The sequence below is a fragment of the Streptococcus koreensis genome (assembly GCF_003627135.1).
Classification (GTDB): domain Bacteria; phylum Bacillota; class Bacilli; order Lactobacillales; family Streptococcaceae; genus Streptococcus; species Streptococcus ilei.
Genome location: NZ_CP032620.1, coordinates 1,751,102 through 1,771,459, shown reverse-complemented (window position 1 = coordinate 1,771,459; position 20,358 = coordinate 1,751,102). Strand labels below are relative to the sequence as shown.

The 20,358-nt window shown below is 45.6% G+C and carries 12 protein-coding genes and 1 pseudogene; 11 read left to right on the top strand and 2 right to left on the bottom strand.

All coding sequences use genetic code 11. The annotated features are described in order from the left end of the window. Positions 1-34: 34 nt before the first annotated feature. The 4 genes and pseudogenes from D7D50_RS08885 (at position 35) to D7D50_RS08870 (ending at position 5,573) form a co-directional block, all read left to right on the top strand. On the top strand, positions 35-2,560 hold the full coding sequence (locus D7D50_RS08885) for an ABC transporter ATP-binding protein/permease (RefSeq protein ID WP_120702040.1): 2,526 nt from the start codon (positions 35-37) through the stop codon (positions 2,558-2,560). Between the two features lie 55 nt (positions 2,561-2,615). Further along, positions 2,616-3,242: pseudogene (locus D7D50_RS08880) on the top strand (cation diffusion facilitator family transporter); the annotation flags it as partial. Positions 3,243-3,351: 109 nt separating this feature from the next. Beyond that, on the top strand, positions 3,352-4,446 hold the full coding sequence (gene hemH, locus D7D50_RS08875) for a ferrochelatase (protein WP_023026691.1): 1,095 nt from the start codon (positions 3,352-3,354) through the stop codon (positions 4,444-4,446). An 89-nt stretch (positions 4,447-4,535) separates the two neighbouring features. Beyond that, positions 4,536-5,573, top strand: a complete 1,038-nt coding sequence (locus D7D50_RS08870) for a zinc-binding dehydrogenase (protein WP_120702039.1) — start codon at positions 4,536-4,538, stop codon at positions 5,571-5,573. 200 nt (positions 5,574-5,773) lie between these two features. Here the strand turns inward: D7D50_RS08870 and D7D50_RS08860 are convergent, their stop codons facing one another. Further along, on the bottom strand, positions 5,774-8,488 hold the full coding sequence (locus tag D7D50_RS08860) for a DEAD/DEAH box helicase family protein (protein ID WP_120702038.1): 2,715 nt from the start codon (positions 8,486-8,488) through the stop codon (positions 5,774-5,776). A gap of 158 nt (positions 8,489-8,646) precedes the next feature. Between D7D50_RS08860 and D7D50_RS08855 the strand changes: the two genes are divergently transcribed. From D7D50_RS08855 to D7D50_RS08825, 7 genes are all read left to right on the top strand, one after another. Next, positions 8,647-9,411: a nucleoside phosphorylase gene (locus D7D50_RS08855; RefSeq protein ID WP_120702037.1), complete on the top strand. Its 765-nt coding sequence runs from the start codon at positions 8,647-8,649 to the stop codon at positions 9,409-9,411. A 31-nt stretch (positions 9,412-9,442) separates the two neighbouring features. Beyond that, a complete protein-coding gene (locus D7D50_RS08850; RefSeq protein WP_120702036.1) occupies positions 9,443-10,825 on the top strand; it encodes a TrkH family potassium uptake protein in 1,383 nt (460 codons plus the stop codon). Between the two features lie 9 nt (positions 10,826-10,834). Beyond that, entirely contained in the window at positions 10,835-11,503 is a 669-nt protein-coding gene (locus D7D50_RS08845; RefSeq protein ID WP_120702035.1) for a potassium channel family protein, read from the top strand. Positions 11,504-11,640: 137 nt separating this feature from the next. Beyond that, positions 11,641-12,405: a CPBP family intramembrane glutamic endopeptidase gene (locus D7D50_RS08840; protein WP_120702034.1), complete on the top strand. Its 765-nt coding sequence runs from the start codon at positions 11,641-11,643 to the stop codon at positions 12,403-12,405. A gap of 405 nt (positions 12,406-12,810) precedes the next feature. Continuing rightward, positions 12,811-16,089 (top strand): ATP-dependent nuclease subunit B, encoded by a 3,279-nt coding sequence (rexB, locus tag D7D50_RS08835; RefSeq protein ID WP_120702033.1) that lies wholly within the window; start codon positions 12,811-12,813, stop codon positions 16,087-16,089. Beyond that, positions 16,086-19,763: a helicase-exonuclease AddAB subunit AddA gene (gene addA / locus D7D50_RS08830; protein ID WP_120702032.1), complete on the top strand. Its 3,678-nt coding sequence runs from the start codon at positions 16,086-16,088 to the stop codon at positions 19,761-19,763. Before rexB ends, addA begins: the two co-directional genes overlap by 4 nt. 2 nt (positions 19,764-19,765) lie before the next feature. After that, a complete protein-coding gene (locus D7D50_RS08825; protein ID WP_120702031.1) occupies positions 19,766-20,071 on the top strand; it encodes a DUF4298 domain-containing protein in 306 nt (101 codons plus the stop codon). A 42-nt stretch (positions 20,072-20,113) separates the two neighbouring features. Here D7D50_RS08825 and D7D50_RS08820 read toward each other — a convergent pair whose 3' ends face one another. Continuing rightward, positions 20,114-20,284, bottom strand: coding sequence for a DUF3042 family protein (locus D7D50_RS08820; protein WP_003002781.1), 171 nt, complete (start codon positions 20,282-20,284; stop codon positions 20,114-20,116). Positions 20,285-20,358: the final 74 nt, after the last annotated feature.

The window sequence follows — 20,358 nt, the reverse complement described above, 5'->3', positions numbered from 1 at the left end:
ATAGACTACTCATATTTATGAAAGGATCGAGTATATGTTACAACTACAACGTATTTCAAAAGTGTATTATACGGGGAATCAAGAGTTTCACGCTTTGAAGGATATCTCGATTCGTTTCCGTGAAAATGAGTTCGTCTCGATTCTCGGACAATCGGGTTCAGGGAAAACCACCCTCTTAAATATCATCGGTGGACTCGACCAATACACATCGGGTGATTTACTCATCCAAGGAAAATCAACCAAGCAATTTAAAGACCGCGATTGGGATAGCTACAGAAACCACACCATCGGATTCGTCTTCCAATCCTATAATCTGATTGGTCACCAAACGGCACTCTCAAACGTCGAGATTGCGATGACGCTCTCTGGCGTTTCTAAATCGGAACGTAAGAAGCGTGCCATCGAAGCACTTGAACGCGTTGGCCTAAAAGATCATTTATATAAGAAACCAAGCCAAATGTCTGGCGGACAAATGCAACGGATTGCGATTGCGCGTGCCCTTGTCAATAATCCTAAAGTCGTTTTAGCCGATGAGCCAACAGGAGCGCTCGATTCTGAGACTTCTGTTCAAATCATGGAGTTATTAAAAGACATCGCCAAGGAACGTCTAGTGATCATGGTGACGCATAACCCAGAACTGGCGAAAACCTACTCTACACGTATCGTACAAGTATTAGATGGAAATATCTTAAGCGACTCGAATCCATACGAACCAACCGAAGAACCCAAACAAGGCGACATTCATTTCACAAAGACAAAGATGAGCTTTCTGACGGCTTTGGCCCTTTCGTTTAATAACCTATTGACGAAAAAAGGTCGGACATTTCTGACTGCCTTTGCTGGTTCCATCGGGATTATCGGGATTGCCCTTATTCTAGCCCTCTCGAACGGTGTGAGCGACTACGTAAAAAAGGTGCAAGAAGACACTCTCGTCTCTTTGCCATTGACAATTAGCGAGCAGAACCAGAGTAATCTTATGGCAACCTCACCAGACTTGAGCGAAAAGCCGTATAGGGATAAAAACGAACTAGGTGTCAATACGCTTTTAACGAATCTATTGAAAAAACAAATAGGGAAAAATGACCTCGCTTCCTTCAAGACTTACTTGGATAAACACGCTTCCAAAGTCTCAACCCTTACAAAAGACATTCGTTACCAATACAATTTACAACCGTACATTTACGCTAGTGACACCTCCAACGGTCCAAAGAGTATTCTTCCGTCTAACCTCGCGGACGAAGTCGATACGGCCAACCAAACAATTAAAGGCTATTTGCAAAACATCGACTACTGGAGCCAACTGTCAAGCGACCAGGAGATGCTAAATGCGCAATATGATGTGCTAGAAGGTCGCCTTCCGAAGGATAAATCTGAAATCGTCCTGATCGTGGATGAAGAGAACCAAATCAGTGACCTTCTCCTTTATAGCTTACGCATCAAAGACCCTAGCGAATTAAACGATGCGAAGAAACTGGATGAACTCAAATCACAAACCTATCAGTATAGGGATTTCATTGGAAAAACTTTCAAAGCTGTTGTCAACACGAACCGCTTCGTTAAAGAAAACAACCAATGGATAAATAAAATTAACGACGAAGCCTATATGAAGACGCAAATCGAGAATGGCCTCGAGCTTAAAATTGTCGGCGTTCTTCGTCAGAAAGAAGGCACCAGTTCTGGGGTGAACTCTCCTTCTGGTGGGGTAGCTTATACAAGCGCCCTTATCGATGACACTTCTGAACAAATTCAAAACAGTGACATCGTGAAGGAGCAAGAAGCTAACCCAACTATCAATGTATTTACTGGAAAAGAATTTGCCAAAGATCCAAAACCATTCAATTCGGCTGATTTAACCGAAGAAGAAAAAATCCAGTTGGTCAAATTGACGCCTGAACAACAAGCACAATACATCCAACAATACAACGAAAACTCGGCTGCCACTTACGAGGAAAATCTCGCGAAATTGGGTGTCATCGACAAATCCAAACCGGCTGCCATCGAGTTCTACACCTCTTCCTTCCAACAAAAACAAGAGTTGAAGGACTTCATTAACGCCTATAACACGGCCAAAAAAGACGCCGGTGAAGACGATAAAGTGCTCTCCTACTCCGATGATATTCAAACCATCATGTCTTCGATTACGACAATGGTGGGCGTGATTACAACCGTACTTGTTGGTTTCGTAGCCATCTCGCTCATCGTATCATCAATTATGATTGCAATTATTACCTACATCTCGGTTCTCGAGCGTACCAAAGAAATCGGAATTCTACGTGCAATGGGGGCTTCGAAGAAAGACATCCGTCGCATCTTCACAGCCGAAACAGCCATCGAAGGATTTATCTCCGGGGTGCTCGGTATCGCCATTACACTCCTTGCGACGATTCCAATCAATGCAGTTGTTTCTAAAATGACCAACGTGGAAAACGTGGCACAATTACCATGGGAAGCAGCACTTATCCTCATCGGTATTTCGATTGTATTAACGATGTTGGCAGGTCTCATCCCTTCGCGCATCGCCGCGAAGAAAGACCCAGTGGAATCTTTGCGTAGCGAATAGAAGCCGTAATCCAAAAAGTGGATAGAAAAATGTTTCTTTATCCACTTTTTCATTTGTCATTTTGGAGAATATAACAAAACTCTTTCATCCCCAACCTGTCAATGATGAGGGAATCCTCTGGCTAGGAATTATTGCGGTTACGATCAATGTGCTAGCGAGTTTAGTGGTTTGTAATGGAAAAACAAAGAACGAGTCTATTCTTAGTCTGCATTTTCTGGAAGATACCCTTGGTTGGGTCGCCGTCATCCTGATGGCCATTGTCCTCCGATTTACGGATTGGTATATCTTAGATCCTCTCTTGTCTCTTGCTATCTCCTTCATTATTCTGTCCAAAGCTATTCCGCGTTTTTGGTCTACACTCAAGATTTTCTTGAATGCTGTGCCAGAAGGGGTAGATATTGAGCAAGTAACGAGTGATTTGGAGCAATTGGAGCATGTGGCCAGTGTGAATCAGCTTAATCTCTGGACCATGGATAGTTTGGAAAAAAACGCTATTGTCCATGTTTGTCTAAAAGAGATTGAACAGATGGAGAGTTGTAAAGAAGCCATACGTGGCTTGCTCAAAGATCGTGGCTTTCAAAACGTCACCATTGAGGTGGATGAAGACCTAGCAACTCACCGCGCCCACAAGCGCAATATCGAAGAGCTGGAAGCAGAAAGTGAGCAGGAACACCAGCATTAAGGTTTGTTTTTAAACTCTTAGAGGCTTCTCTAGGAGTTTTTTTACACTAAACTCTCTAAAGTATGCCTTTTCGTGCTAAAATAGAACAAACGTGGAACAAGGAGTAATTATGAGTAAAAGAGCTGTGTTGATGATGACCTTTGGTTCACCAGAAGAGATTACCTATGAAGGAGTAGCGGAATTTTTCACAAACATACGCCGTGGGGTTCGTCCTGAACCACATGAAATTCAGACTTTATATGACAATTACGTACGAATTGGCGGAACTCCACTCCAAAGGATAACTAGAGAAGAAGTGGATTTGGTTGCTTCTGCTCTTGGAGAACACGCATCCGTATACTTTGCTAATAAATTTTCCCGCCCTTTTATTACTGATGTAATCAAAGAGATGGAGAATGACGGAATTGAAGAATGTTTGTGCTTGATTTTAGAGCCCCATTATTCTTACTATTCTGTCATGGGATATGAGAAATTTTTAGAAAGTGAGCAGATTAGGTTCCAAATTATCAAGGAGTGGTACCAAGAACCTTCACTTCTCCACTATTGGGCTGATGAGATTCGAAATATTTTAGATCAAATTAGAGATGACAGATATAAGGTGATTTTTTCAGCTCATAGTGTCCCAGTTTTGGCACTTGATTTTGGCGATCCTTATATCGATCAGATTTATGACAATACTCGCTTGATTGTGGAAATTTTAGGCCTTGAAGAAGACCAGTATACCAATACATGGCAGAGTGAAAGTGATATTGGTATTCCTTGGATTAAGCCGGATGTCTTAGAATACCTTCGTGATGAGAAGGAACACCCTGACCACTATATTTTTGTCCCGATAGCTTTTATTAGTGAGCATATTGAGGTTCTTTTTGATAATGATGTGGAGTGTAAGGAGCTTTGTCATGAGCTTGGTGTGACCTATCACCGTCCTCCTATGCCAAATAGTGATTCTCGATTGATTAAAGCCCTTCTTTCAACCATTCAGTCACATATAGACGGTGACTATCGTTACTATCAACCTCAACTAGAGACTTTTGATGAGTTGGAAGCCCCTTCAACCACAGGAAAGATTTTAGAAGAGTCAGAAGATATTCAGATGCCTGATTTCGTCAAAAAATTGATTGCTAAAAAAGGTCGAGAGAATGTCAAGATGCCATATCTAGTTAAGAAAATGCTAGAAAAGAAGTATGGGAAAAAATATGATTAAATGATGGAGCTTTAAAACAGGAAGTGGGCTAGAGCTCGATAAAAAGTGTATATTATAGGTAAGTAAGCAATAGAAAGTAGGTTGTGCCTATGAAGAAAACAGTCTATACAAAAGCTGGACAAGTTGGTCTAGTAGAAGTGGAGCGTCCGCAGATCGAAGCACCAGATGATGTCATTCTCCGTATTGTGCGTACCTGTGTCTGTGGCTCTGATCTCTGGAGCTACCGCAATCCAGATATTGAAGCAGGCCACCAAAATAGTGGTCACGAAGCCATCGGAATCGTCGAAGAAATTGGTGAGGCCATTACAACGGTCAAACCGGGTGACTTTGTGATCGCCCCTTTCACCCATGGCTGTGGGGAGTGTGATGCTTGTCGTGCGGGCTATGACGGGACTTGTGACCGCCATATTGGGACCAACTGGTCTGACGGGGTGCAAGCGGAGTACATGCGCTTCGACTATGCCAACTGGGCTCTCGTCAAAATCCCGGGGCAACCGTCTGATTATACTGAAGCCATGCTCAAATCCTTCTTGACGCTAGCAGATGTTATGCCGACGGGTTACCATGCGGCGCGTGTCGCAGATGTGAAACCAGGTGACAAAGTCGTGGTCATCGGGGATGGAGCTGTGGGTCAATGTGCTGTGATTGCTGCTAAGATGCGAGGAGCATCGCAAATTGTCCTCATGAGCCGTCACGAAGACCGCCAACAAATGGCTTTGGAAGTTGGTGCAACAGCTGTTGTAGCAGAGCGGGGTGAAGAAGGAATTGCCAAGGTTCGTGAAATCCTTGGAGGAGGAGCAGATGCCGCCCTCGAGTGTGTTGGTACTGCAGCAGCTGTCGATCAAGCCCTTGGGGTCCTTCACAATGGGGGGCGTTTAGGTTTTGTAGGTGTGCCTCACTATAATAATCGTGCGCTTGGATCAACCTTTGCCCAAAACATTTCCGTGGCAGGTGGAGCAGCCTCTGTCACTACCTATGACAAGCAGTTCTTGCTCAAGGCTGTCCTTGATGGCGACATCAATCCAGGACGCGTCTTCACCCATAGCTATAGCTTGGACGAAATTGATCAAGCCTATAAAGATATGGATGAACGCAAGACAATTAAGGCTATGATTGTGATTGAATAACGAAAAGAGAGTGGGACAGAAATCGGTAATTCGTTAGAATTCGATTTCGTTGTCCCACCTCCGCACAGTTGAGTAGGGCTGTAAAAGCTGATGAAATCAGCGTAGTAGAGCCCACTCAACCACTGCGTCTTGCTCGACAATCCAAAGACAATTGAGAGGCTAGGACTTTTGTCCCAGCCTCTTTTTAGTTAAATGAACTCTTATTTCAAATCTGACATCACTTGCTTCTTGGTGAAGGTGCGCTCTTGTTTGTTGGCAAGTGCCTTGATGCGTGCATCTAAAAGAATAGCACGGCCTTCAGCGCTTCGGGTATAGATGAGGTCATACTTACCTAAGCTTTTTCGAATCTGCTCAAGAAAGGCTTGCGCATCCTCTTTCCGTTTGTCAAAGAGGCTTGGTACAGCGAAATATTCTGTCTGATCGGACACTTTTTCCTGTGCTTTCAGGATGTAACGTTGATTTTCAATTGGTGCGAAAAATTCGATCATGGTTTGCGAAAAGAGTTCCTTCTCCCGCATGGTTCCGCCCTTCAAATAAATCAGCGTGTTGATAGCATCCTTTCTGTCTCGTACTACTTGGATGCGGGTTTCCTGTGTTTGAATCTGTCCCGAAAGAAGCAGGACTTTGTGAATAGCTTGGCCAAAGACTTCTAAGCGTTTGTAAGGACTCTTATAGAGATAGTAGCGAAGCCAAGCAAGGAGTGAGAGAACAGCTAAGAAGAAGAGAAGAATCAGAGAAGCTGAATTCCTTCCTCCTCTATGTGAATAGTAAATAAGGTTGGCGAAAGCATCGGTCAAAGCGCCGGCCGTAAGCCACCGTGCCAGCTTTCTAGCATCGAAAAATAGAGCCAGAGGTAGGAAGTGTTTGTCCACTTGGACCTCATTTGCAATCTCCATATTCTCTAAAATAGGAAGGGCTTTTTGCCAGCTATCTCTGAGTTCTTGACGATGGGTGGAGCGCTCTAAGGTCTCTTCATTCAGTTTTTCTAAGTGTTTTTTAGTATAGCGGATCTGATCAAAGGCCAAACGTTCAATGCCGGATTCGATGAAAGGTTCCTTGTAATGGAGGCCTAAAAATTGCTTCATCCGTCTCTCTAAGAGCTCTAAATCAGGACTATATTGTTTCAGCTGATCAGTGATAGCTTCAATTTCTTCCTTTTCAAGATCTGACTTTTCATACCATCTCTTTAGGGAAAGATTGATAGAGACTAAATGCCAGATATTACTGGTCTTATTTGGCTCTTCGGGCCACACTCGGATGGCACGACCTCGCATTTGATTACTGAGCATAAAACTCCCGACAAAGCTAGCTAGAATCAGGGAGTTGACACAAGGAGCATCCCAGCCTTCTCCTAGAAGAGACTTGGTTCCAATCACGACTTGGATGAGCCCCTCTTGGAAGAGTTGGGTTACAGCTGTCACTAAATCATGTTGAGAGCCAACCAAGCGAACCTTGAGAAAATCATCAGGGGATAATTGGCCGACACTTTGGTAAGTCAGCCGATTCGCTCCTAGAAGCTCTTCTAGTCTTGGCTTAGCAACTGTCGGGATGATGACGATACTACCTGTTAGGACAGCGATGGCAGGTGGAGTAGTTAGCTCTAGGCTTTCTCTGCGAATGGATTCAAAATACGAGAGCACTCCCAATTGAGTGAATTGGGCGTCCTTGTCCCCTAGATGAACTTCAAAGTCTTGACGAATGTAGTCTGTTAAGACCAGTTGGCGCAGTTGGCTTCCAAGAGCCTGATATTCTGCCTTGAAAATCTCTCGAACCGCATTGAGTTTTCCCAGGGATTGGTTCAGCAGGAGATCCTGTTTTTTGTTGCGGACCAGTTTGACTTGTTTTCGATCGATCAAGCTCGCTGCTTTTAATTCATGGAGGAGTTGCTTTTCGTATTCTTCTGGTAGATTGTACCAGTGAGGCACCTGAAAGAGCAGACCTTGCAGGAGAATTTCAAGCCAGTCTAGGGTGAAAGCAGGAAGTTTTTTTGCTCCTAGAAGATCCTGGAAACGTTGGGGAAAGGCGATTCCCTTGCTCCGAAGAAAGATCAGGGTAGCAGAGAGATACTTGGGCTCATTGAGCAATTCATCATCACTGATCTGACCAGATAAAGCTTGGCAGGTTTGCAGGTATTGACAAAAGAGGGGGTCTGAAGTCAGTTGCTGCAAGAGGGCATTCTTTTGTTGGCTAAAGGCATCCAACTGAGCCTGCTCTTCCTTGGTTGGAAAGGCAAAGTAGACATAGTCTTGATGGGGACAAAGGGTCTCTTCCTTGACCAATTCGGGAACCGTAATTTCCTCATCAATCTCGCCACACATGCGGATATAGCGTTCCCAAAGGGCAGGGTCCCCTTCATAGGGAGGGGTAGCAGTGAGGGAGATCATCTTTAAGTCAGGGAAGGCTTGACGAAAGGCTTCCAAGCTCTTCCACCATTCATTGCGAAGGTGGTGACATTCATCCAAACAAAGGGTCCCGAGTGAAATCGTTTTAAAGGTAGAAAAAATATCAAAGCCTTTAAAATCAAAGGTTTCAATCTCTGCCTGGTCATCGGTATCCTCAACTTGTGATTGGCCGACGATTTGATTCATGGCACTGTGTAGGGCCTGATAGGTAGCCACTGTAATCAGCTTAGGATGTTTGAGGTCCTGAGAAATCAATTGCTCCGCTTGGCTTTCATTCGTCAAGAAGGCCTGGACAATCCGATCGACCCATTGTTGACGAATCGTGACCGTAGGTGCCAAAATCAAGGTTGGCTGGCCAAAGCGCCGGATAAATTCGATACCTAAGGTTGTTTTTCCAGAGCCAGGAGCCGCTACCAAATGTAGGTGCCCATCCGCCATAAAAGTGTCACTCTTATCGAGAACGCGTTTTTGATAGTGTCTCCATTGACCTGTAAAAGCTAGTTCTTGTAACATTGGTTTCCTCCCTTGTACTGTCCCCATTATATCATAGTTGAAGGTATTCAGTTAAGAAGGGGAGTTGCCATGGAAGGGAAATCGTCCTTTTCGCTATCTCTTCTTGACACCGGCTAGATGGACTTATATAATGTTACAAACAAGTTTGGAGGTAGCTGATGATCCATAAACATGAAATTCCTATTTTAGAGTTTGACGACAACCCACAGGCAGTCATTATGCCGACTCATGAGGGGTTAGACCTGCATTTGCCTGAAAAATGCGTTTATGCTTTCTTAGAGGATGAGATTGATCGCTTTGCCAAAGCTGCTGGGGCCAAACAAGTAGCTTCTTTTATCTCAGCTACCAAGACCTATCCAGTTTATGTCATGGAGCACCAAGGAGAGGAAATCTGCTTGGCCCAAGCGCCGGTTGGATCTGCACCTGCTGCCCAATTCATGGATTGGTTGATTGGCTATGGGGTGAAGAAGATGATTTCGGCAGGTAGCTGTGGCGTCTTGGTGGACATGGAAGAAAATGCCTTTTTAATCCCGACCAAGGCCTTGCGAGATGAGGGAGCTAGTTACCATTATGTGGCACCCTCCCGTTATATCGAAGTGGATAGTCGAGCACTGACTGCCATTGAAAGGGTCCTAAAACAAGCGTCCATTCCCTATCAAGAGGTCATGACTTGGACGACGGACGGCTTTTATAGAGAAACGCCTGACAAGGTAGCCTATCGCATTGAAGAAGGGTGTAGCGTTGTGGAGATGGAGTGCGCCTCATTGGCAGCAGTAGCCCAGCTTCGTGATGCGGTTTGGGGCTTGCTCCTATTTACCGCAGATTCTCTTGCAGACCTGGAAAATTATGACCAGCGTGATTGGGGATCTGAAGCATTCGATAAAGCCTTAGAATTGTGCCTAGAAATGGTTCATCACTTGTAGGTCTATTCACTTTTTATGGTACAATGAAGCTATGTTAGTCAAATTATTTTTTAAACAATGGCAGTCCAAGATGAAAAGTCTGTCTCCAGCAAGGAGGATCTTTTTCAGCTTTTTCTTGGTTATCTTAATTGGCTCCCTCTTATTGAGTCTGCCTTTTGTCCAGCAAGCAAGCTCAACAGCAGGTTATGTCGACCACCTTTTTACTGCAGTCTCCATGGTCTGTGTGACAGGGCTCTTTACCCAATCAGTAGCCTCTACCTACAATGCCTGGGGGCAGTTAATCTGTATGCTCTTGATTCAGATCGGTGGCCTGGGAATCTTGACCTTTATCGGACTTTTCTTTATGGAAAGTCGTCAAAAGCTCAGCTACAAGGACCGACAGACCATCCGGGACAGCTTTAGCTTTAGCAATAACCAGAGCTTGGCCCGTTTTGTCCGTTCTATTTTCATAACCACCTTTACCATCGAAGGACTGGGGGCCTTGCTCCTCATGATTCGCTTCATTCCTCGCTTCGGCTGGGGGCATGGAATCTTTAACTCCATCTTTGTCGCGATTTCAGCTTTTTGTAATGCGGGCTTCGATAATTTTGGGGGCGATAGTATGATGAGTTTCCAGACCGATTGGCTGGTGAACCTGACCTTGTCTGCCCTAATTATCACAGGCGGTTTGGGCTTTATGGTTTGGTTTGACCTCGCTACCAAGGCCCGCAATCAATCCGGACGGCGGACTCTTCGCTTCCATACCAAGGTGGTTCTCTGGTTAACAGCTGCGATCCTCCTCTTTGGGACAGTAACCAGTCTCTTGACCGAGTTTGATAATCCGGCATCCATTGGGTCCCTCCCCTTAGGAGAGAAAATTTTAGTCAGCTTTTTCCAAACCGTCAGCATGCGGACAGCTGGTTTTGCTTCCTTAGATTATACAGCAGTCCGGCCAGTGACGCTCTTCGTCTATCTCTTGCAGATGTTTTTAGGTGGAGCACCAGGTGGGACAGCAGGGGGCATGAAGATCACAACCTTCCTGGTCCTCTTGCTCCTGGCTCGGAAGGAACTATTGGGGCTACCACATACCAATTTAGGAAAACGTACGATTTCACCAGACATTGTTCAACGTTCCTTTGGGACAGCGGTGATTTTCCAGTTGACCTTCTTAGTGGGGCTATTAGGAATCTGTTTGGTCACACCGGATGGCCAACGCTTTATTTATTTGGTCTTTGAGGTGGTATCCGCTCTAGCGACAGTGGGAGTGACCGCCAATGTAACCTCAACCTTAAATGGAGCTGGACTAGGCATTATCATGGTCCTCATGTTTATCGGACGGATTGGTCCTTTGACCCTCATGGTTAGCTTGAACAATTACCAAGCCAAGAAAGCAGATACCTTGCAGTATGCCAAGGCAGACATCATTATCGGATAGGAGAAACTTATGGAGAATCGAACCATTGGAATTTTAGGATTAGGAATTTTTGGACAGAGTGTCCTGAAAACCCTACAGGACCAGGATGTGGATATTATTGCAATTGATGATCACGAAGATGTGATTAATCAGTATGAATCCATGATTACAACTGGAATTGTTGGAGACATTACGGAGTTGGACCTCTTGGATGCAGCAGATATTGGGAACTGTGACACAGTCGTGATCGCGACGGGTGAAAACCTGGAGTCCAGTGTGCTGGCTGTTATGCACTGTAAGTCACTTGGCGTCGAGCATGTCATTGCCAAGGTCAAGAATGAAGTGACCAAGGAAGTCCTTGAGAAAATTGGGGCTGATTTGGTCATCCTACCAGAGGTGGAAGCGGGAATGTCCCTAGCCAAGATGATTCTCTTCCAACATGGGATTGAAGTTTTCCAGTTGGATGAAGAAGTGGTGGTGGTCGAGTTTACGGTTCCAGCTAGCTGGGTAGGAAAAAGCATCCAAGACTTGGAAATCAGAGACCAATATCAACTCAATATTATTGGCTATCGAGATGCGGAAGACCAGCCTTTGCGAAGTCAGATTGGTCCCGACTTTATCTGGCCAGAAGGGGTGCGCGTGATGGCGGTGACAGACAACCAATATCTGGATAGAATCCAAGACCTCTTAGAAGAATAGAAATATAGAAACGGCCAAATGGTCGTTTTTTACTGATATGATTTTATTACTAACTAAGAATTAAAGTTTCTTTAAGCATATTCTACTATAGTAGAACTATCAAAAACACTTCCATTATGGGAATAGAAGGATGAATGATGAAAATTTTAAAGTTGATACGACCTGAAAAGCCTTTAAAAGAGCTTAAGTGGTTTGATATCGCTATTGTGACTGCGATCATGTTTGGGCAGTTTATTGTATGGTCTACAGAACTCTTCCTTGCCAGTCTTCAACCAGTTGCTCAAACGGTGACCAGTGTAGCAGAAACGACGACTGAAACAGCTAGGGATGGGGCAGCATACTCGAGCAACTTTACCCTGCAGATCATCTTATTAACTCTCGCCTTTGCCTACTTACTTCTCCGGAATTTTGATTTTAAACAGCTACCGATTCGTTTTAAATGGTCCGTCCTCTTTTGGGTACCTTTGATCTTTGCCATTGTTGGGCTATTTGGGGATATCGTGACAACGGTGAGTGGAGAGTATGATTACTTCAATATCAATCTCCTCGCTTATATCGATCCCATGCAGATTATCCACAAGTTCTTAGCGCTTAGTCCCATGACAATTGCCTATGCCTTGCTCAATGGCTTCTACGAAGAGTTCTTCTTCTTGGGAGTCATGACATCTGTTAATGACAAGTACAAGTGGTTGGCGCTAGCTTATTCGATCTTGATTCGGATCTCCTTCCATACCTATCAAGGTTTGCTTTGGGCAGTGGTTATTGGAGTTATTTATGGACTCTTCTACTATGTTCTCTACAAGAAGGTGATCAAAAACCTCTTACCTTTCTTCCTCATGCATGCTTTGGCCGATATGTTTGGCTCTAGCATACTCTATCTTTTAATCAACTGGGGAACTTAATAACATAGTTGAAAAACTGGACGTTTTGTCCGGTTTCATATTTAAGATAAAGTCTTCTTAAAAACTTTCCTAAGGTGAGTACGGACGTCAGCGAACTTGGTAGAAGTTCCATGACTAATTATTGAGCCTAAGGTCTCAATAATTCCGAGTTCCTGAAACAATTGCGTTTCAGGAACTTTTCTCACGGCGGAAAGTTTTAGTTCTGTTTAAATGACTCAAAAATATATAAAGACTTTAAAAAATTATCTAACCATTTTATGAAAAAATAGTTAGTCTGCATTCTAAAACTGGACGTTTTGTCCAGTTTTTTATCTGCTCTGAAACTCTTTAATGATGGGAAAATCCCTGTAGAAAAGGCGCAAAGATGGTATAATAGAACTATCATTTTACAGGAATCATAACATTATGAAATTAGTCTATACAGATATTCGAACCCCTTTAACCCAGGTCTTGGTGGATGAGGCCAATCGATTGGTTGAAGAAGGGAAGCGGGTCTTTTATATCGCACCCAACTCTCTATCTTTTGAGAAGGAGCGCAAAGTTTTGCAACTCCTAGACCAGAAGGCTTCTTTTGCCATCACCATTACGCGCTTTGCTCAGATGGCACGCTATTTTACACTTAATGAAAGCCACCAGCAGCAAGCGCTAGATGATATCGGTCTTGGCATGCTCTTTTTTAAGGTGCTTTCTCAGATGCCGGATGAAGAGCTCAAGGTTTATGCCCGTCTTAAGAAGGATCCCCAGTTTATCCAACAATTGATCCAGCTCTTTCATGAGTTGCAGACAGCCCAGATGACAGCATCCGACTTGGATGCCTTGCCAGATCAGGAGAAGAGAGAAGACTTGGTCCATATCTTGAAGGCTGTTCAAGACCAGTTAGTTGCAGGTTCTTTTGAGTCTGAGTCTAAGTTGGCTAGTTTTGCCTCTCATCTTATCAAGGGAGATTTGGATGAGGAGTTAAAGGATTTGGCCTTAGTGATTGATGGCTTTACCCGTTTCTCAGCCGAGGAGGACTACCTGGTTCATTTACTGCACGACAAGGGCGTAGAGATCATTATTGGGGCATACGCCAGTGAGAAAGCCTATCGCTCGACCTTTCGTGAAGGAAACCTCTACCAGGCCAGTGTGGACTTCCTGCTAGACTTGGCTAGGACCTACCAGGTCACGCCAAGCTATGTCGGTCAAGGAAAAGAGGATGCCTTTAGTCGTATAACGCGGATCTTGGAAGCTCGTTATGACTTTACAGAGGTAGAAGGTGAGCTGTCTGATCAAGACAGAGAAGCAGTAGAGATTTGGACCTGTAACCATCAAAAGGAAGAACTTGAGGCTGTAGCCCGCTCCATTCGTCAGCACCTGTATGAGGGCGCTCGTTACAAAGATATTCGAGTCCTCTTGGGGGATGTGGATGCTTATCAGCTCCAGCTCAAGACCATCTTTGACCAGTACCAGATTCCCTTTTATCTTGGAAAGAGTGAGTCCATGTCCCAGCATCCCCTGGTCCAATGGGTGGAATCCTTGGACCGTCTTCGTCGCTATCGGTTTTTGACCGAGGATGTGGTCAATCTCTTGAAGACGGGGCTCTATGGGACGCTAACACGAGAGGACATTGACCATTTCGAACAATATGTTCGCTTTGCGGAGATCAAGGGCCTGGCTGCCTTTTCTCGTGACTTTACAGCCAACCACCAGGACAAATTTGATCTAGAGCGTCTCAACCAGATTCGCCAGCAAGTCATCAATCCCCTGCAGGATTTTTACAAGACCAAGAGCCAGACCAGCCAGGGCCTAGTGAAAAAGTTTGCCCAGTTTTGTCAAGATGCCCAGTTGGCGCAAAACATGCAACAGTTAGCCAGTCGTGGCTCTGAACAGGAAATAGAACGCTATGACCAGGTCTGGAAGTCCTTTAGCCATGTGCTAGAACAATTTGCCCAGGTCTTTGATCAAATCAAGGTGACCTTAGATGATTTTCTTAGCCTTCTCTTGTCAGGGATCTTGTTGGCAAGTTATCGAACGGTCCCAGCGACTGTGGATGTAGTGACAGTCCAGTCCTATGATTTGATTGAGCCCTTATCAGCTCCTTATGTCTATGCCATTGGCTTGACCCAGGAGCGTTTCCCTAAGATTGCCAAGGACCAATCCTTGCTGACGGATGAGGAGCGTCAGGTCCTGAACCAAGCTTCAGACCAACAGGCCAATCTTCAAATTGCCAGTCAGGACAACTTACGGAAGAATCGCTTCGTCGCCCTGTCCCTCTTCAATGCAGCCACCAAACACTTAGTCTTGTCCAGTCCTATCCTTGTCAACGAGGTGGATGACAAGATGTCCCCTTACTTGCTCGAGCTGACCAAGGCACCCCTCAATTTATCTGTCATTTCGAAGAAGGCAACAGCCTCTAGTCAAGATATGGGGTCTTACCAGGCCCTCTTAGCTCGATTGATTGAATTGCACCAGGGAGAAATTGACCAGGAGTTGAGCAAGGAAGAAGCGACTTTCTGGGCAGTTGCCATTCGTGTCCTTCGGAAGAAATTGGCGTCAGAAGGCTTGCACATCCCGCAAATCAGCCAAAGCTTGACGACCAAGGTACTAGAGGATGAGACCCTTGAGGTCCTTTATCCAAAAGGTCAGGCTCTGACTTTATCTGCTTCAGCTCTCAACACCTACTTCCAAAACCAATACAGCTATTATCTCCACTATGTCCTAGGTTTGCAGGAGGAGTGGCACTTGCGACCAGATGCGAGAAGCCATGGAAACTTCTTGCACCGAATTTTTGAACGGGTGTTGAAAGATCCTTCAGAAGAGACATTTGATGAGCGCTTGAACAAGGCCATCCGCGAAACCAGCCAGGAGACAGAGTTTGCCCTCCTTTATCAGGAGAATGCCATGGCTGCCTTTTCAAAAGAATTGCTCCTGGATACAGCTCGAGCAACTGGACGTGTACTTGCTCACAATGATCGCATTGAAACCATTGGAGAAGAAGCTCTCTTCGGTCAGGCAGATCGTCCCTTCTTAACCTTAGAAGATGGTCGTCCGCTCTTGGTCAAGGGCAAGGTCGATCGGATTGACCGGCTGTCTGACACAGGAGCTTTGGGAGTGGTGGACTACAAGTCCAGTGAGACCAAGTTTAACTTTGAGAAGTTCTTTAACGGTCTCAACTCCCAATTGCCAACCTATCTCTCTGCTATCAAAGACTTTCAGGCCTTTGATCCTGACAAGGGGATCTTTGGAGCCATGTACTTGCAGATGGTGGATCCTTTGGTGCCTCTTAAGGATACCAAGGCGGTCGATGATGCTGTCCAAGCCGTTCTAAAGACCCAACAATACAAGGGTCTATTCTTGGTAGATCAGTCCAGCCAACTTGACGAGAACTATGAGAAAAACAAGGCTATGCTCCTGAGTCAAGAAGAGCTAGACCTGCTCTTGCTTTACAATGCCCACCTCTATCAACAAGCAGCCGAAGGGATCTTGTCGGGTAACTTTGCGATCAACCCTTATACTGAAAATGGGAGAAGCATTGCTCCCTATGTAGAACAGTACAAATCGATTACGGGATTTGAAGCCAATCTCCACCTAGGACAAGCCCGCTTCTTGGAGAAATTGGATCCAAGTCACTACGAGAAACGCCCAGTCGGGGACAAGCTCCGCCAGGCCTGGATAGAAAAAATGAAGGAGGAATTGAATCAATGAAACCAATTGAATTTTTAAATCCCAGCCAGATTCAAGACCTCCAAGTCCAGGAGGCCCAGTCTGATAAGGAACCAAAGCGGACACCTGAGCAGATAGAAGCTATCTATTCGTCAGGAACCAATATCCTAGTCTCAGCTTCGGCCGGTTCTGGGAAGACTTTTGTCATGGTCCAACGGATCCTGGATCAATTGCACCGAGGGATTTCCATACAGCAATTGTTTATCTCAACCTTTACGGTCAAGGCAGCGACTGAGCTCAAGGAACGCTTGGAAAAGGAGTTGGAGAAGAGCCTAAAGGCTACCAAGGACGAGGAGCTCAAGCACCACCTGGCCCAACAAATTGCAGAATTACCAACTAGTGATATCGGGACCATGGATGCCTTCACGCAGCGACTGGTCTCCAAATATAGCTATTTATTAGGCCTCTCGCCGACCTTTCGTATCCTCCAAAGTGCTAGTGAGCAGTCCTTACTCAAGAATGACTGCTTCGAGCAAGTCTTTGAGCAGTTTTATGAGGAGCAAGGGCCTGAACGCCTCTTTAGTCGCTTGGTTAAGAACTTCACAGGAAAGGGTAAGTCGCTAGCAGGTTTTAAGGACCAGGTATACGCCCTAGTAGACTTCTTGCAATCCACTGCGGATCCTCTCGCCTGGTTGGAGGAGTCCTTCCTCAAAGGCTATCAGGATCTGGACTATGATGAAGCCTTGGACCAGTTAGCCCAAAAGGTCAAAGAACAACTCTTTGAATTGGAATCTTTCTTTAGCTTCCATCTGGCTAACGAAGGACAAGCATTTTCAGGGGCCAAGTACCAAGAAAATGTCACCTCTATTCAAGACTTGATTGCTCGTCTCAATGAGAAATCCAGCCAGGAAGCGATTTTTGAAGTCTTGGAGCGGGTGGTCTTGATCTCCCGTGCCAGTGGAGGACGAAGCCTGACCATCACGACACGAAAAGAAGACCTGAGAGAGTTAGCGACTGCCTTTAATGACGAACGCAAAGAACGCATCGAAGCCTTGCGGGCAGCAGCTTCCCAGCACTACCAACTAACCTATCAGATTCGCTTCAAGGATGAACCCTTGCCTTTGCTAGTCTTGCTCAGGGATTTTGTCCAAGCTTTCTCGATTGCCTATTTGGAGCGCAAGAAGCAGGAAAATGCCTTTGAATTTGGCGATATCAGCCATTTTGCCATCCAGATTCTTGAAGAATTTCCTCATATCCGCAGTCTCTATCAGGAGCGCTACCACGAGGTCATGGTCGATGAGTACCAAGATACCAACCACACTCAAGAGCGGATGTTGGAGCTCTTGTCTAATGGCCACAACCGCTTCATGGTGGGAGATATCAAGCAGTCTATCTACCGCTTCCGTCAGGCTGATCCTCAGATTTTTAATGACAAGTTTAAGGCCTACCAAGAAGAAGGGGCAGATGGCAAATTGATCCTGCTCAAGGAGAATTTCCGGAGCCATGTAGAGGTCTTAGAAGCGACCAACCATGTCTTTGAACGTCTAATGGATGAGGAAGTTGGGGAGATTCTCTATGACCAGAGCCACCGCTTGATAGCGGGAAATCCGGAGAAGAAAGAGCCGACGCCAGCTTATGAGACGGAGTTCCTGCTCTATGATGGCAGTCAGGACGTAGCTGAAACAAGTGAAGAAGAGGAGCAAGAAGGTGATAGCCTATCCTCAGGTGAAGTCCTTTTGGTCATCAAGGAGATCATCCGCCTCCACAATGAAGAAGGGGTAAACTTCAAAGATATTACGCTTTTGACGGCTTCTCGGACCCGTAACGACAAGGTGCTTTCAGCCTTTGAAGCCTATCAAATTCCTATCGTTGCGGACGGGGGAGAGGAAAACTACCTCCAGTCTGTTGAGGTCATGGTCCTCTTGGATACCCTCCGGACCATTAACAATCCCTTACAGGACTATCCCTTGGTGGCCCTCATGAAATCAGCTATGTTTGAATTTGACGAGGACCAGTTAGCTCGCTTAGCTTTACAGGGAGTTGAAGGCAAGAAAGCAGAAAATCTCTATGAGAAACTGCAGCATGCCTTAGACCAGACTGGAAGTGCTCCTCAGTTGATCGATTCAAGCTTAAGAGAGAAACTCACTCGCTTTATGGAGACACTGGATGCCTGGCGTGACTATGCCCAGACGCATTCTCTCTATGACCTGCTTTGGAAGATTTACCAGGATCGACACTACTATGATTATGTGGGTGCCTTGCCAAATGGTGCCCAACGGCAGGCCAATCTCTATGCCTTGACCCTTCGGGCCAATGACTTCGAAAGATCTAGCTTCAAGGGATTGCCTCGCTTTATCTCCATGATTGATAAGATCTTGGAAAACCAGCACGACTTGGCCAATGTTGCCCAGGCAGTTCCTAAGGATGCTGTCCAACTCATGACCATCCATAAGAGCAAGGGACTTGAGTTCCCCTACGTCTTTATCCTCAATACCGATAAAAAGTTTGTCGGCAAAGAACTGTCTACCAATGCCGTTATCAGTCGGAAAAATGGGGTGGGCATCAAGTATATTGCGAATCTTCCTGTCGAGTCTGATCAAGAGGGACTTCTTGAGGCGGTTCGATTGGTCATTGAGACCCTGCCTTACCAGCGAAATGTCGAGGAAATTCGTCTGGCAGCCTTGTCGGAGCAGATGCGTCTCCTCTATGTCGCTATGACCCGGGCAGAGCGTAAGCTTTATCTTGTCGGTAAGGGCCGGCAGGATAAGCTGGAAGAGAGAAAATGGGGAGCCAGTGTCAATGGACGCTTGAGCCCAGCTCTTCGGAAGGAGATCAATTGTTTCCAAGACTGGCTCTATGCCATTCAGGCAGTCTTTGCCCAGCAACACTTAGCCTATCAGACTCATTTTGTGACCGACCAAGACTTGACGCCGGAGCAAATCGGCCACTTGGAGTTGAAGACGTCCCTCCCAGTCGATGACCTGAAGGACAACCGCCAATCAGAAGAGATTCGGCGTGCCCTGGATGTCTTAGAATCTGTGGACCGGCTCAACACCCAGTACCAAGCAGCTATCCAACTGCCTAGTGTGCGGACCCCAAGTCAAATCAAAAAATTCTATGAACCCATCCAAGATATCGAAGGAGTGGATCTCATGGAAAAAGCGGACGTTCCCTTACCAAGCTTTGAGTTTCCAAATTTTGGCAAGGAAGAAGCTGTGACAGGGGCAGCAGTCGGTAGTGCCCTGCATGAACTGATGCAACGAATTCCATTGACGACAGTTCCAACGATGGAGAGCTTAACAATGGTTCTCCAAGAGGTCAATGCCAGCCCAGCTGTCAAGGAGCGAATCGACCTCAAAAAGGTCCTGGCCTTCTTCCAGTCTGACTTGGGCCAACTCTTGCTCAAGGAGTCAGGCAAAGTCCATCGTGAAGCCCCATTTGCCATGCTCAAGACGGATCCGACTAGTGGCCAGGACTTTGTAGTCCGGGGGATCTTGGACGGCTACCTGCTTCTAGAAGATCGGATCCTTCTCTTTGACTACAAGACAGACCGCTACCGCAACCCTCAGGACTTGCTAGATCGCTACCAAGCCCAACTGGAACTCTACGCAGAAGCCCTCCGTCGCTCTTATGGTATAGACAGCATCGAATCGTATTTAATCTTACTAGGAGGCGAGCAATTACAGGTCGTTTCACTAGCAGATAGAAAGGATTAATCATGACTCCTATCGAACGAATCCAAGAGATGGAAGGCCATCTCAACGCCTACAAAGGTTTAATCGAAGAGCTTGAAGCATGTTTGCAACGAGTAGAAGCTGGCCAGTCTCGCTATATCGCCCTTCGCGATTACTACACTAGCCAGGTCTATATGGAGGATGTCGAACTTTCTAATCAGCCAGACTTTCCTGAAGAGGTCTACTGTGGTGTCTTATCCGAAGATGCCGTCTACGATTTGTTGGACGAGCATTACCAAAAGGCAGTGGAGATGCTAGACCTTGCGACCAAAATGTTGAAAGAACGATAAGAACACAAAAAAGCTCCGGTTTTCCGGAGCTTTTTTGACTGATTAGTGTGATACACGACGACGTGCTGCTTTTTTACGATTTTCTTCGATGAAAGCTGCTTTTTGTTCTTCTGGCTCGATGACTTTCTTCTTGAAAGTATAAACTGCACCTGCTACAGCAGCGACAGTACCAGCAACACCAGTAACAAAACCTTTACCAAATCCTTTAGCCATGAGAATTTCTCCTTTTTAGAACTTTAAATTTTTATGTTATAATATATGGTAACGAAAAAATGCGATTTTTGCAA